Below are 15,086 nucleotides of genomic sequence, written 5' to 3'. Positions count from 1 at the left end.
TATGACACAGTGCGGTATTTGTGGGCGTGAAGCCTGGCAGGTTTTTGAGCATTTGACTTTTGGCGTGTGGCAGGCAAACGCAAAGCAACTGACCCGTGACACCAAAGATTATCCGCTCGGACAGTGTCAGCATTGCGGCCATGTACAATCCCTGACTGAATACTCAGAGAAGCTGCTGCAAACCCTTTATTTTCATGGTCCTCAGGAGCAGGTGTTCTGGCATGAACAGCTGGTAGGCAGCAACTTCCCCTATCACCAGATGGTGTCATTGTTTGCAGAGCTCCTGCCGGGCAATCCCAGCATTACCGATCTGGGTTGCGGCCCGGGCGCTTTGCTGAAAGCCTGCCGACATCAGTTCCCGGATGCTCAGCTCACGGGTGTGGACTTCAATGACCGCTGCGCCCTGGAAGGCATAGACTATATCAGCGCCAATATCGCGATTGCAGAGAATCTGCAGGGCCTTATTGCCGCGGGCAGTCAACACCTGGTGTGTGCGTCTCACACACTTGAGCACCTGCCAGACCCACACGCCTTTTTGCAAGCCGCCGCCGGGCTGCTGACCGAAGATGGCCTGCTGTTTATCGAAGTCCCGGATTTCACCGCCCCTTTGAGTGACAGGATTTGCGGACAGTCCAACCTGATTAACCTGCAGCATATTCACTATTTCAGTGAATCCAATCTGATTGCACTGGCAAGAGCGGCCGGGTTAGACCCCATTAAAGTGGAGAGACTGACCACAGGCTATATTCCCCGTCTGCAGATGTTAATGAAAGTACAGGGAAGCAAGGGACAGGGAAACAAGACACAGGGGTTACCGGACAAGGTGACCATGGACGGAGGTATTCGGGACAACATAGAGGCAGCCCGTTGCCACGGAGCCAATGTCCGGCGTCTGCTTGTTGATCAGTTGAAATCAGCCCTTTCCAACCCTGACACCAGCGTTGCCCTTTGGGGCATTGGCGCTGATGCCTATTTGCTGCTTCAGGACAGCGAGTTCGTCGATTTGCTCAACAATCCCAGACTGAGCCTGCACGACTATCAGTGGGCAGGCCACCAGCTGGGCGGCAAAACCATACTCGGCAGCGACCAGCTCAGTGACACCTCAGCCAGGATATTCCTGCTGCCGTCACTGGCCGAAACCCGGGTAAAGATGCACGCACTGGCCAAAGATTGGGGGATCAAGGTTACTGACCCCTATGACCCGGATAACTTCCCGCTGCCGACACCGGCCCCCTGCCAACTGTGCCAAACAGATCAGTGGCGTCATCTCGAGACCCTGAATACAGGTATCTGGGATAAATCGGGTGATGAACTTGTTCGCAAAAATCTGGCCTTCCCTGTCGGTGAGTGTCATCACTGTGGTCATGTGCAGATCACCCGCCCCCATAATGAGCAGGATATTGCGGCACTCTATTTCTCTGGTGGCGGCCAACCAGAAATGTGGCCGGTTCGCACCGATGGCAGCAATGCCTATCGCGAAATGGTTCAGGCAATGGGCGACGCCTTACCGATAAGCCGCAAGATTGCTGATTTTGGTTGCGGTGAAGGCTTGTTGCTGAAAGAGATGGCAGCAGTTCATCCTGATGGTGATTACCTGGGAGTCGACTTCAACCCTGTGGGGGCTGACGGCTCAATACCCCGGCTGAGGTGTGATTTGAACCAGCAGACGCAGTTGTTGTCTGTTGCTGATGGAGCACAGTTTGACCTGATCACCGCCAGCCATGTGCTGGAACACCTGGTGTCTCCGGTTGCCTTTTTATCGGCACTGGGCTCAAGGCTTAATCCAAATGGCCATATGTTTATTGAAGTGCCGGATGCCAGCTTCAATGACAGCAACCGGCTGCATGAAACCAATCTGGTTCATGGCCAGCATTTGCACTACTTCACCAAAGAAAGCGCCCTGGCTTTCGCGGCGGCAGCAGGACTTGAGTGCATCAGTTGCAATCAAATTCACACCGACAGTATTCCAAGGTTGCAGCTGCTGTTGAAGCCAGGTGAACGTCAGCCTCTTACATCGGCTCTGCAGCAAACCGCTGCGGCCTCTATCACCCAGAGGTTTGCTGGGCACAGGGAAGCATTGAGTAAGCTTCATACAGATATTCAGGAGCAGCTGGACTGTGGTGAGCAGGTGGCCCTGTGGGGAATAGGCGGTGACTTTGTGCAACTGCTGGCGCAGTTCCCTGATCTGAAAGCGCCTTTGGATGCAGGTCGGATTCAGTTGTTTGATATGGGCAGCCGTGGATACAGCATCGAAGGCTGGCAAATCCACTGCTCTTCATCTCTGCCGGACAGCAGCCAGCCATGTTTCATTGTGCCTCAATACCTGCCAACCCGATCAGGCATGCTGAAGCTGAGCAGAGGTTGGAAACGAGCACCACAATAACAGCGCTTCACTCTGGATTGATAAACAGAAAGTAAAAGGCCAGCCCCAATAAGGCTGGCCTTAGTTATATAGGTTTACAGACACTCAGCAAGAGATTCTGCAATATGGCTCAACTCGTCATTGGTTAAGTTGGGGTAAAGAGGCAAAGTCAGAATTGACTGATAAAAACGCTCCGCATTTTCGCAGTAACCTTCTGTGAATCCCAGATTCAGATAGTAAGGCTGCAAATACACCGGAAAATAGTGCACATGAACATGAATCGCCCTTTCTCGCATCGCATTGAAAACTGACTTTCTGTCAGCTGCATTGTGCAACCGCACCACCTGCAAGTGTCTTGCACTGAATGAATCCGGCAAAGGCGCTACCTGAGTAACCGGGAGTTCAGCCAACAATTCATCATACTGCTGCGCCAGAGTATTGCGCTGAGCAACGAACTCATCCAGCCGGGACATTTGACTCAGGCCCAGTGCAGCCTGCATATCTGTCATTCGATAATTAAATCCCAGCTGGTGCTGCTCGTAATACCAGTCCCCTTCATCCGGACGCAGCATCTCACCGGCATCGCGAATGATGCCATGACTGCGGAACATAGCCATCTTCTGCGCCAGACTTGCACAATTTGTTGTGGCCACACCGCCTTCAGCACTGGTGATGATTTTTACCGGATGGAAGCTGAATACAGTGATATCAGAGAACTCACAACTGCCCAGCTTATGCCCTTGATAACTGCCGCCGATGCCATGGGAGGCGTCCTCAATCACCCTGAACCCATACTCTTTGGCGAGTTCAGCGATAGCCTGCATATCACAACTGTGACCACACAGATGCACAGGAATAACCACCCTGGGCAGAGTACCAGCCTGTTTTGCCTGCGCCAGTTTTGACGCCAGAGCGGCGGGACACATATTGCCAGTGGCTTCATCGACATCGACAAAGTCAACCTCTGCCCCACAGTAGAGCGCGCAGTTGGCGGACGCGACGAAGGTAATGGGAGATGTCCATACCCTGTCTCCCGGCCCTATATCCAGAGCGAGACAAGCGATATGCAAAGCAGAGGTTGCGCTGTTAACCGCAATGGCGTGCCGGGCCCCGGTATAGTCGCAAATGGACTGTTCAAAAGCCGGAACCTGAGGTCCCTGAGTCAACCAATTGGATTTGAGTACGTCGACAACAGCATCAATATCACTCTGATTCAGATCCTGCTTTCCATAGGGGATCATGATGGGCAGTCCAGCGCCAGAATTTCGTCTGTACTCAGGAAACGAGGATTGGTGCCTGAGTTATATTCATATCCCTCAGGAACCGGTACACCCGCTTCACCCAATGCATTGGTATAGAAGTCTGTCTCTCTGCCGAAAAACTTGATACTTGGCGAAATAACGAAGTGATCATCAAATTCTATCGTATGATGAGAATCATCTGCAGGACACATAATTTCGTGCATCTTCTCACCTGGGCGAATACCGACAATTTCCTGTCGCATATCTGGTGCATAGGCAGACGCCAGTTCAGTGATACGAACTGACGGAATTTTGGGCACGAAGATCTCGCCCCCCTGCATACGGGCAAAGTTCTTAAGAACAAAGTCAACACCGTCTTGCAAGGTAATCCAGAATCGGGTCATATCCGGGTGGGTAATGGGCAAACTCTCTGCGCCCTCGGCAATTTTTGACTTGAAGAAAGGCACAACACTGCCACGACTGCCGACTACGTTGCCATAGCGCACTGCTGCAAAACGGGTTTCGCCCTGCCCCACCATATTATTGGCGGCGACAAACAGCTTGTCTGATGCCAGCTTGGTGGCACCATAAAGGTTGATTGGGTTTGCAGCCTTATCGGTTGATAGTGCAATAACTTTTTTGACGTTATTGGCAATGGCTGCCTGAATTACGTTTTCGGCACCATTAATATTGGTTTTAATACATTCCATGGGATTGTATTCGGCTGACGGAACCTGTTTCAGAGCCGCCGCATGAATCACATAATCCACACCTCTGAATGCCTGCTTCAGACGTTCAACATCTCTGACATCACCGATGAAATAGCGCATGCAGGGAGCATGATATTTCTGTTGCATTTCAAACTGCTTAAGCTCATCCCGAGACAAAATAATCAGTCGCTTTGGGTTATAACGCTCCAATAGCGTCTTGGTATATTTTTGTCCGAATGAGCCTGTGCCACCGGTGATCAATATCGACTTGTTGTCAAACATATTCAGTCTTCCACTAGGTTGTTTTCAGCACTGTCAAAAACGTGGCAGCAATAATCACGAAGCATACTCTATGCCAATCAATTGTCTAGTAAGCTTAGCTCATGATTTTAGTGATGAAAAATCGACTTATGGCTATGCTTTAGCTGGCGTCAATGATTAAGGCGACCCATAGGTTATTTTTCTTTAAGTGCTTTAACTCCCCTGTGGTGCGATTTTTGCTTTGAGATATGTAAATAAGCAAGTTTGACAGATTCAGGCACCGCCATTCGCGGGCATGATAGATGGAGATGATATGTCAGTGGTCAATACGCAACAGCTGGAATTTGCCGTCAGCCCCTTTGGAGAAGTCTATCTGCCCTCCATCAATCGGCAGCAATTTGAGGCACGAGAGTCCTCAAAGGTCTTTAACGATAAGTACAATGATCTGCTGAACGACGGCTACCTGAATATAGTTGTGGGTACCGACTCAGGACTGCTGGCGAATTACGTACTGGAAAACGCTGATCTTCAAAACAGCCGTTTTATTTTTGTGGAATTGGATTCGGTTCTGCAAACCCTGAATATAGAAATCCCACAGGAGTACCAGTCTGAGCTAAGGATTATCCAACACGAGGAGCTTGCTGCACTGCTTCAAGAGGACTGTAACAGTATCTACATCCTCAAAAATAAGCTTCGCCTGTATGAGTCTCAAGGGGCGAAAAAATCCTATTGTGACGCTTACCAATCCCTGAAGACTGTCTCCAACAATATCGCCGACAAGGCTGTTTTTGATGTCAGTGTAAACCTGAACCAGAAGAATTTTGTCCACAAGCAACTGATCAACCTCTGTGACAACCTGCACCCTGTGAGTCAATTGAAGGGCAGATTCACCAAGCAGAACTGCATTGTTGTTGGCGGTGGCCCCTCTTTGGATACCCATCTGGACTGGCTTAGAGAGAATCAGGCGTCGCTCTACACCATAGCGGTATCCCGCGCAGCTCATCAATTGCAACAAGCAGGAGTCCAGGTTGATTTTGTGGTCAGCGTAGACCCGCAGGGGGTCAGCTTTACTGTCAGCAAAGAGATGCTTGAGTTACCCGAGTCCACCATTTTTATCAATGCCGACCACGCGGTTCCTTCCCTCGTTGGCCAATGGCGTGGCGCCCAGTTCTATACCGGTTCCAGAGTCCCATGGGAGTCAGATAACAATATCGAAACCGCTGGCCCTACTGTCAGTAATGCTGCTATATGGACTGCCGGAAGCCTCGGATTTAAAAATATATTCTTACTCGGTGTAGACATGTGCTGGTCTCCTCAAGGGGTGTCCCATGCATCGGGAAGCCTGGAAGGTAAGATGGGGCCAGACATCAGTAAAATTGGTGTATGGGTCGATACCAATTCAGGGCATAAAGCAGAGACCACAGCCCAGTTGGCAGAAGCAATGAAATCGCTTCAACAACAAACTGAGCGACTCAAAGACACTCAAGTCATCAACCTGTCTGAGTTTGCAGCACAGATATCCGGCATATCCTATCAGTCACCGGCAGAGATAAGCCTTACCCCGGAAGTCGACAAACAGGCGGTACTGGCAGATATCAGAAGCAGCTTCCAACACAGGGCAGACAAAGAGCAGTTAATTCAGCTCAAAACGCAGATAAGCAGCGTCAATAAAAAGTACGGGCAGGTAGAAAAGCTGGCCGAAAAAGCATTGTCTTATGCCCAGCAGCTTCCTGCGACAGAGGACAAACTCAATCTCCTCGAGCAGGAACTGACAACCAAATACCCTGCTCAGATGAAATTTATGAAGTTCTATGGCTACGCCGATTTCAGCCGTTTCCTCTCCACCCGTAATGCTAATCACTGGGATCAGACTGAGATCACCACCATGTACCGGGACTACTATCAGGCAATGAAAAATGTAGCCAAGTCCATACAGGCAAGCCTGGGTGACGCCATAAAACACATTGAAGTGAGAGTCGAGGAGCAAAGAACCAAGCCTGATGCCACCTTGTTGCTGAAGGATTGGATCAGGTTCAATCAACCCCGACGGTTGGACATGGTGACGGCAGCAAACCCTGACTGGCTGGATGGTTTTACTGAAGAGCAACAGCAATTACTTGCAGAGCTGAAGCAAATCGAGGAATCCAGTAAACAGGAAACGCTACGACACAAATTTACCAATGAAAAGCTCACCAGTTGGGGACTGGAGATGGTCCCTCAGAAAATTCATTCCCTGGTCGAGACCGAAAATCGTGTAGGGCTGACCCAACTAATCAATGCACTGGATACCTATCAAACTTCAGATGAGTCGAAAGTCCTGAGTGCCAGAGCAAAAAGCCATTTGCATCAGCTTGAAGGGGATTTCCAATCTGCGTTCGATGTCCTTGCAAAGCTGCCTGACAGCTGGCGGGGAGAGTTGGAAAACAAGCAAATGGTACTCATGGCTCTCAATACCGGACAACTGGATGCCGCCGAGCAGGGACTGCGGACACTGACGCCTCTCTCTGATGAGTACCTGCCCCAACTGGCTCAGGTGCTGAAGATTAAGAAAGACTATCCTGCGTCGCTGGAAACCTGGCTGGAGTATCTCAATAAACATCCCTCAGACAGCTCATCATGGTGCCGCCTTGGGGAGATGCTATTGCAACTTGAGCAGTATCAGGATGCTCTCACCGTGTACCAACAGGCGCTGCAGGCCGACCCTGAAAACAAACTGGCAGAGCAGTATGTCACTGAATTATCAAGAGCTCTGGCGCAACAGTGACATGCCGCAGATTAACTCCATCCCTGCGATAGTATGAGGATGGAGTAATCTCAGATGTGTCAGTATAATGCAGGCAAATTTTTGCACTCACATTCCGGAGAACGGCTTGAGCCACACCTATATTCCGCTGGACCAGTACAAGCGCAAGTGGATTTTTAATCACAAAGATTTGCCCGTCACTGACGAAGATAAAGCACTGATTAAACCTTTGAGCGACAAAAGTGCCATGCAGGTTTGGAACAACCTGATCAGCGATAAGTGTGCAACTCCGGATAAATTCAGCAAAGGAGACTGGGCCACCAAACCCAAAGCCTGGACCAAGACTGATGAATGGCAAGGTGCATGGGATGCGGATGAACCTGAACTGCCACTGGCGCTGGAAGAGTTTATTCAATGGGAGGGCGATACTCAGGTGTTTTTCTGTTATGAAAAGTACCAGGTGATTGAAACCCGTTGGGATGTGTTTGCCCGTAACTGGAAGTGTTTTCTGTTCTTTGATGATGGTCCATTGCTGATCTCACCGAAAGACAGACAAGCCGTGATGTTCCATCAGGATGGAACATTTAATATGGGCTCTCGCGGCTGAGCCAGCGTCAGACATTACCAAAAACCGGGACTACTGCAGTCTCGGTTTTTGTGTGTTTGGCATACCAATAACTATCTCAACAACTCAAGTATTCCAAGAGGTTATATGAAGTCCCTCTGTTCACTGTCGTTAGTTTCCGCCCTGCTGTTTTCCGGCTCTGCGCTGGCTGTCACCAATGTTGCCGGTATTCAACTGCCCGGCTCAGTTATGATGCAGGATTCCCAACTGGCCCTGAATGGCGCAGGCGTACGCAGTAAGTTCTTTATGGACCTGTATGTAGGCAGCCTGTATCTGCCAAAGTCTGCCCACACTCTTGAGCAGGTTCTGGCCCAGCCTTCATCTATGGTGCGTCTGAATATCACCTCTGGCTTGATCACTGCCGAGAAAATGCAGGATGCGATTAACGAAGGTTTCGACCTGGCAACGGATGGTGATATCAGCCCGATTAAAGCCCAGATTGATACCTTTATGGCGATGTTTGCCGAGCCGATTAAAGAGGGTGATCAGTTCAGCTTCCTGACCAGCGAAGGCAGTGTCACCAGCTATAAAAATGGCAAGTTGCTGAGCACCATTGATGGCGAAGCTTTCCGTCTCGCTCTGCTGAAAATCTGGTTGGGCGATGAGCCTGCCCAGGACAGCCTGAAAGAGGCTATGCTGGGCGAGTAATCTGCACTCTTATCCCGCTAGAAAGCGAACTTGACCGCCAGCGCCACTGCCGCCTGGCTGTCGAGTTCCTGCTTCACCCTGCCCACTTCAAGTTCCGAGTCAAAATAGAAGCCCGCCAAAGCGCTCAGGGTCATGGCATCATTCATCTGCCAGGTGGCACGACCAAAACCAACCCACTCTTCAAGCTCTGCCGCTTCCTCCCCTTCAAGGGTGGTCAAAAACCGGGTGGTACGGCGTGAGTTGCCCAAACCAAACTGCCACTCATCAGACAGGTCATATCTCAGCTCCAACCCCGCAGGGCCACTGAATCCTGCCTGGAAGGGATTGGCGATACTCCAGCGCTCAGTCAGTTTCCAGTCGATGGCGAGATAAGGAATGGTTCTGACCTCTTCAATATCATTGAGATAAGCCACACCCAGCCCCAACGTATTGCCGGAGTCAAATCTATACATACCGGACATCACCACACCATAGGAGATGGCATCACTGCGATTGGCGCCGTCAGCCCAGGCATATTGTAATTTGGGCGCTGCCATAAAGCTCCAATGCTCGTTGGCCTGATACCGGACAAAGACACCAGCGTGGTATCGCTGGATCTCATCCCATCCCATTGAATAGGCCAGCGGCGTCCGGGTGGAATAATCCAGCCAGTCAGCACCGACCGATATACCTGCTACCCAGTTTTGGGAAAATCGCGCTCCGGCACTCAACTCCAGATTGGTACTCTGACGAGCGAGTTCATTACCACCCGGGAGCGTGGCGTCCTCTGATTGAATATGGCTGACGGTAATAGAAAAAGGTTTGATATGAGCAGGTCTGGCGTCGGCCAGGAAAGAGACGGATGTCGCCGTTGCAGCGAGACACAACACTCTGATTAACATATTAATTGGTCCCTATAGAAAACCCCGTAACTGGAGTAATACGTACAGCTTCAAGGTTCGGTTCAGCAGCGGTGAGCTTTTAAGAACATCGCCGCGGTATCCATCACATAGGCTTCCCGCTCGGCTTCCAAATCTGACGTATCCAACCCAAGCTCCAACTTGAGCTTCATCTCGCCAAACAGCATAAGACACAGGCGAATGGCGCCGTGGTGACAGTTACCAAACCGATACTGACCGTGCTTTTCCACCTCGGCCAGATAACCGGCTAACAGGCCAAGCACATTGGCAGGTCCCGCATCATAGAAAAGTCTGGAGATCTCCGGGTGAGTATCAGCCTGTGACACACAGGTTTTAAAGACATGCATACTTTCAGGAGACACTATCATCTCACCGAAGTGACGGGCAAAGCAGGCCAGTGTTTGCTCCGGGCTGGTGGGATCGGACAACATATCCTCACTCACCTGGTGCACATCACACTTGGACTCAATCGCCGCAACAAAAAGTTCATCCTTACTGCCGAAATGAGCGTATACAGTTTGCTTTGATACCCCGGCATGCTTAGCGACTTCGTCCATACTGGTATTAGGCAAACCCTGACTGGTAAACAGCTCAATGGCACTGCTGAGTATCTGTTGGCGTTTCTGCGCGCTGCGGCTGACAGCCACTGTCGACATAATGCTAACTCTCTTATATTTCAGGATTTAAACAATTAGGTCACATTTAAGCACAAACTAGACTAGACAGTCCAGTTTGATGTAACTAGACTGTTTAGTCTAATTTAACCTTTGTGTAACTATAGCCTTTATGGATATTCCGGCCATGGACATTAAGTTTTCAGCCCTTCTTCGCACCTCTTTCAGCAGCGCCCGCTGCCGCAGAAACAGCACAGGTGCCGCTCTGTTACTGGCTATGATGAGCCTTGCCGGTTGCGGTGAACAAACCGCAGCCACACCTGCCCAGGCGGCTATCACCCTGCCCAGCGTCAATACTCTTGAACTGAAACAGGTTCCGGCATACGAGCACGCGCAGACCTTTACCGGGACTGTCAGAGCCGGAAATACAACAGGTCTGGCATTTGAGCTGGCGGGAAAGCTGGATGCTTTAACCGCAGATACAGGCGATCGGGTGCGCAAAGGACAGGTATTGGCTCAGCTGGACACCTCTCTGCTGCAGGCTGAATTGAAAGAGATTACCGCCGCACTGGCCCAGAATGAGTCAGATCTGGCGCTGGCACAAAGGACACTGGATCGCAGTGAAGAACTCAGCAAGGAAAGCTATGTATCAGCCCAGCAGCTGGATGAAGTTAAAGGTCAGCAACAAAGCCTGCAGGCCGCCAGACAAAGACTACTGGCGTCAAAGTCTGCCACCGAGCTGAGATTACAGAAATCCACACTTATCGCGCCATTCAGCGCCGCCCTGTCCAAACGCCAATACAACCTGGGTGAAGTCGTTCCTCAGGGCAGTCCGGTATTTACTCTGGTCGAAGAGGGCAACCCCAAGGCTTATATCGGCGTACCGGTCGATGTCGCCCGGGAACTGAATAATGGCAAAACCCTGCCGCTGACCGTTGGCGAGCAGATATTTAATGCCACCATAGAAGGGATCAGCGCAGAAGTTAACCCGGTTACCCGTACTGTTGAGCTGAGAATGTCGCTGCCGCTGGATGCCAGAGTATTCAACGGCGAACTCGCCTACCTGGATTATCGTAAGACCATAGCGGCACCTGGCTTTTGGGTACCTGTCAGTGCCTTGACCGATGGCGTGCGGGGTCGCTGGAATATCTACGTGGTAGATAGCCGACAAGACGGCAAATTTGTGGAGCGCCGGGATGTAGAGATCCTCTACACTGACAAGCAAAGAGCTTACCTGCAGGGCGCACTGTCTGACGGTGAGCGTGTGGTCGCCAACGGCCTGCACAAATTGGTATCGGGCCAGCAGGTCAATCCGGTTAACCCGGTTGCGGCGAGGTAGCTATGGTCAAGTCGTTGATTGAAAACGGTCGCCTGGCCAGCCTGATTATTGCGCTGTTACTGGTGGCAGGGCTTGGGGCTATCAATACCCTGCCCCGCATGGAAGACCCTGACATCACCAATCGTTTTGCATCTGTCATCACCCAATATCCGGGCGCGTCCGCTGAGCGGGTTGAAGTGCTGGTCACAGAAGTGCTGGAGCAGGAGCTGCGCCGACTGGAAGAAGTTAAGCTGGTTATGTCCACCTCCAGGCCGGGCATTTCAGTTATCCAGCTGGAGCTTAAAGATGAGATTATCAATACCGATCCCGTCTGGTCCCGGGCCAGAGATCTGGTTGGTGACAGCCAGCACCTGCTGCCCGCCCCTGCCCAGAACACCATACTCAATGACCAGTTCGGCTTCGCCAATACGGTTATCCTGGGACTGAGCTGGCAAGGTGCCGGTGATGTGCAGCCGGATATTCTCAACCGTTACGCTATCGAGTTGCAAAACAGACTGCGGCTACTGTCGGGCACCGACTTTGCCCTGTTGGACGGCGAGCCGGTAGAGGAAGTGCTGGTTGAGCTCGATGGCGTCAAGATCAATCAACTGGGTCTGACCCCGGCAGCTGTGGCTGCGGCGCTCAACAACGCAGATACCAAGGTCAGTGCCGGTGAGATGATGAACCAGCACTTCCGTGCTTTGGTGGAAGTATCCGGTGAGCTTGATTCCCTTGCCCGTATCCGCAAGGTGCCACTGAAAATCGACAGCTCGGGTCAGGTTATCCGTCTTGGCGATGTCGCCACAGTGGAACGGCAGGTCAGGACCCCGGCCAACAGCATTGCTCTGATTGACGGCAAACAGGGCATTCTGGTGTCAGCCCGTATGCTGAGCAACACCCGGGTCGATATCTGGCAGGCCAAAGTGAGAGACACCATAGCCAATTTCGAAGCCAACCTGCCGACCAATATCAAGGTGGAATGGCTGTTCGAACAGGAAAGCTATACCAATATCCGTTTGTCTGAGTTGGTTCAGAGCCTGTTAATTGGCTTTGGACTGATTCTGGCCGTACTCATGCTGACCCTGGGGCTGAAAAATGCTTTGGTGGTTGCCATCTCCCTGCCCTTAACCGCCCTGTTCACCCTGGCCTGCATGAAGTTTGTGGGTCTGCCAATTCACCAGATGTCCATTACCGGTCTGGTTGTGGCGCTGGGTATTATGGTGGATAACGCCATTGTAATTGTCGATGCCATCGCCCAGCGCAGGCGTGACGGACAAACAGCCATAGATGCAGTGACAGCTACCCTTAAACATCTGTGGCTGCCACTGGCGGGTTCAACCATTACCACCATGCTGGCATTTGCCCCCATTGTTCTTATGCCGGGCGCAGCAGGTGAGTTTGTCGGCGGCATCGCTATCTCAGTGATGTTTGCCCTGCTGGGCTCTTACCTTATCTCTCATACCCTGGTGGCCGGTCTGGCGGGACGCTTTACCAGTTGCACCAACCACCATCACTGGTATGAATCCGGCATTGAACTGCCCTGGCTGGCCAGTGCCTACCGTGCCAGCTTGCTGTTTGCGCTGCGTAAACCTGTTTTCGCAGCGCTGGCCATCGGCATTCTGCCCCTGACCGGCTTCTGGGCCGCCAGCAAAATGACAGAGCAGTTCTTTCCCCCATCTGACAGAGATATGTTCCAGATTGAGGTGTATCTGGCTCCCCAATCGAGCCTGGACAATACCCTCAGCCTTATCCATACCATGCAGGAGCGGATGGCAGCCCACCAGGAAGTGCAGAGAATCGATTGGGTGGTAGGGGGTAACTTCCCCTCCTTCTACTACAACATGACTCAGCGCCAGCAAGGAGCTGCAAACTATGCCCAAGCCATGGTAAAGGTCAGCGATTTTGATACTGCCAATGAGCTGATACCTCAATTGCAGATGGAGTTGGATCAAGCCTTCCCCGAAGCCCAGATATTAGTGCGCAAACTTGAGCAGGGCCCGCCATTCAACGCCCCGGTCGAAATCCGGGTTTATGGTCCAAATCTGGATACCCTCACCGCCCTGGGTGAACAAGTTCGTGGCCTGCTTGCCGCCACCCCGGATGTTATTCAAACCCGGGGAACCCTGAGTGCTGGCGCCCCCAAGGTGTGGTTCCAGATTGATGAAGATGCAGGCCTGGCCAGTGGTCTGTCTCTTACCGACATTGCCAATCAGATCCAGATGTCCACCACAGGCCTGACCGGTGGCAGCATACTCGAACAGACCCAGTCTTTACCGGTGCGGGTGCGTCTGGGCGAGGAGCAAAGGACCGAAGCCAGCCGCCTCAGTGAGCTGATGCTGATCTCAAACGCTGGTTCAGGTATTCCGCTGTCGGCCCTGAGTGAAGTGGATATTCAGGTCAGTCGCGGGGCGATACCCCGCCGTAATGGTGAAAGGGTCAACACCATAGAAGCCTATATCACTGCAGATGTGCTGCCCGCCAAGGTACTGGAAGCCGTTAAACCCGGCCTTGCTGAGATGGACATCCCGGCGGGATACCATATTGAAGTGGGTGGTGAGAGCGCCAAACGGGATGAAGCCGTGGGCAACCTGATGTCCAATATCGTGCTGGTTGTCACCGCCCTGCTGACCACTCTGGTTCTGTCGTTTAACTCATTCCGCCTGACCGGCATCATACTGCTCAGCGCATTGCAAAGTGCGGGGTTGGGACTCCTGATGGTGTATCTGTTTGGCTACCCGTTTGGCTTTACCGTGATTATCGGTTTGCTGGGTTTGATGGGACTGGCGATTAACGCTGCTATTGTGATTCTGGCGGAGCTGGAAGACACCCCGGATGCCAGGCTGGGACAACCTGAATTAATTACGGCCACCGTGGCAACCTGTGGTCGTCATATTGGTTCGACTACCATCACCACGGTAGGCGGCTTTTTGCCTCTGATTATGGCAGGTGGCGGCTTCTGGCCACCTTTCGCTATTGCCATTGCCGGCGGCACCTTACTGACCACCCTGTTATCACTTGTCTGGGTGCCGGTAATGTACCGCCTGTGGATGAAGCCATCGGCCCGTCAACTGCGGGCGCAAACGGCCTAACTGGAATGTTGGGTTAACATATGGTGGAGTTCATCTTTGAGCTCCACCCGCTCTGCCTTCAACGCAATAAAGCGCTCGTCAGATGTGGGAACATCATTCAGTTCCAGGGTGCGGATTTCTTTATCTAGTTCGTGATAGCGCCGGGACCTGTGGGCGAAGTGTTCATTGGATTTGGTAAGTTGATGGATAAGATCGGTAAACTCAGGGAAGTCATGGGTAAGTGAGTGATTTTCTCCCAACATGGCACGCTCCTTAATCGTCTTGGTTGACTAAAAAACACACACTCATGCTATCAGGGAAAATCCCTGTGCCCTAGTGCCTGTTCGCAATTTAATACAGGGTTACGGCCCGGTTCATAGTTTTGATAATTTCTTCAACAAGTTGGCATAATCTTCGCCAGTTCAAACGAAAGCAGGGAGCGCCAGATGACACTCCCAGCAGACCACAAAAACACAAAAGCTAGCTTTCCAAACCGCCTTTTCTATCCCTGTTTTCGGTAGTCTCAAGCCACAGGGCGTTGATGATTCCGAATGAACAGGCCAGCAATACGCCTAAAATCCAGGTGAAATACCACAT

The 15,086-nt window shown here is 51.7% G+C and carries 12 protein-coding genes; 6 read left to right on the top strand and 6 right to left on the bottom strand.

Going from position 1 to position 15,086, the window contains the following annotated elements:
* The first annotated feature begins 1 nt into the window (after nt 1).
* A complete protein-coding gene (locus ACFOE0_RS21675) occupies nt 2-2,383 on the top strand; it encodes a class I SAM-dependent methyltransferase (protein ID WP_248934611.1) in 2,382 nt (793 codons plus the stop codon).
* Between the two features lie 74 nt (nt 2,384-2,457).
* On the opposite strand, the gene pseC is transcribed toward ACFOE0_RS21675, so the two are convergent.
* Together pseC and pseB are read right to left on the bottom strand one after the other, a co-directional pair.
* Entirely contained in the window at nt 2,458-3,603 is a 1,146-nt protein-coding gene (pseC, locus tag ACFOE0_RS21670) for a UDP-4-amino-4,6-dideoxy-N-acetyl-beta-L-altrosamine transaminase (protein WP_248934610.1), read from the bottom strand.
* Complete coding sequence (gene pseB, locus ACFOE0_RS21665) at nt 3,600-4,595, bottom strand: UDP-N-acetylglucosamine 4,6-dehydratase (inverting) (protein ID WP_248934609.1); 996 nt, start codon at nt 4,593-4,595, stop codon at nt 3,600-3,602. The genes pseC and pseB overlap by 4 nt, the downstream gene beginning before the upstream one ends.
* A gap of 292 nt (nt 4,596-4,887) precedes the next feature.
* Here pseB and ACFOE0_RS21660 point away from each other — a divergent pair, with 292 nt between their 5' ends.
* The 3 genes from ACFOE0_RS21660 (at nt 4,888) to ACFOE0_RS21650 (ending at nt 8,590) form a co-directional block, all read left to right on the top strand.
* Complete coding sequence (locus tag ACFOE0_RS21660) at nt 4,888-7,338, top strand: motility associated factor glycosyltransferase family protein (RefSeq protein ID WP_248934608.1); 2,451 nt, start codon at nt 4,888-4,890, stop codon at nt 7,336-7,338.
* A gap of 106 nt (nt 7,339-7,444) precedes the next feature.
* A complete protein-coding gene (locus ACFOE0_RS21655) occupies nt 7,445-7,924 on the top strand; it encodes a DUF2947 domain-containing protein (RefSeq protein WP_248934607.1) in 480 nt (159 codons plus the stop codon).
* Nucleotides 7,925-8,029: 105 nt separating this feature from the next.
* Nucleotides 8,030-8,590 carry a chalcone isomerase family protein gene (locus ACFOE0_RS21650; RefSeq protein ID WP_248934606.1) on the top strand — a complete coding sequence of 187 codons (561 nt, stop codon included), beginning with the start codon at nt 8,030-8,032 and terminating at the stop codon, nt 8,588-8,590.
* A 17-nt stretch (nt 8,591-8,607) separates the two neighbouring features.
* On the opposite strand, the gene ACFOE0_RS21645 is transcribed toward ACFOE0_RS21650, so the two are convergent.
* Entirely contained in the window at nt 8,608-9,471 is an 864-nt protein-coding gene (locus tag ACFOE0_RS21645; RefSeq protein ID WP_248934605.1) for a DUF6268 family outer membrane beta-barrel protein, read from the bottom strand.
* Between the two features lie 62 nt (nt 9,472-9,533).
* Nucleotides 9,534-10,145 (bottom strand): TetR/AcrR family transcriptional regulator, encoded by a 612-nt coding sequence (locus tag ACFOE0_RS21640; RefSeq protein WP_248934604.1) that lies wholly within the window; start codon nt 10,143-10,145, stop codon nt 9,534-9,536.
* Nucleotides 10,146-10,380: 235 nt separating this feature from the next.
* Between ACFOE0_RS21640 and ACFOE0_RS21635 the strand changes: the two genes are divergently transcribed.
* Together ACFOE0_RS21635 and ACFOE0_RS21630 are read left to right on the top strand one after the other, a co-directional pair.
* Nucleotides 10,381-11,442: an efflux RND transporter periplasmic adaptor subunit gene (locus ACFOE0_RS21635; protein WP_380712809.1), complete on the top strand. Its 1,062-nt coding sequence runs from the start codon at nt 10,381-10,383 to the stop codon at nt 11,440-11,442.
* 2 nt (nt 11,443-11,444) lie between these two features.
* Nucleotides 11,445-14,510 (top strand): efflux RND transporter permease subunit, encoded by a 3,066-nt coding sequence (locus tag ACFOE0_RS21630; RefSeq protein WP_248934602.1) that lies wholly within the window; start codon nt 11,445-11,447, stop codon nt 14,508-14,510.
* On the opposite strand, the gene ACFOE0_RS21625 is transcribed toward ACFOE0_RS21630, so the two are convergent.
* Both ACFOE0_RS21625 and cydX read right to left on the bottom strand, forming a co-directional pair.
* On the bottom strand, nt 14,507-14,752 hold the full coding sequence (locus ACFOE0_RS21625; RefSeq protein WP_248934601.1) for a YdcH family protein: 246 nt from the start codon (nt 14,750-14,752) through the stop codon (nt 14,507-14,509). The genes ACFOE0_RS21630 and ACFOE0_RS21625 overlap by 4 nt on opposite strands.
* A 217-nt stretch (nt 14,753-14,969) precedes the next feature.
* Nucleotides 14,970-15,086 carry a cytochrome bd-I oxidase subunit CydX gene (cydX, locus tag ACFOE0_RS21620; protein ID WP_248934600.1) on the bottom strand — a complete coding sequence of 39 codons (117 nt, stop codon included), beginning with the start codon at nt 15,084-15,086 and terminating at the stop codon, nt 14,970-14,972.

This window comes from Shewanella submarina, assembly GCF_042646185.1.
Lineage (GTDB): Bacteria > Pseudomonadota > Gammaproteobacteria > Enterobacterales > Shewanellaceae > Shewanella > Shewanella corallii.
The sequence above is the reverse complement of the archived record's forward strand: the minus strand, read 5'-3'. Positions and strand labels throughout refer to the sequence as shown.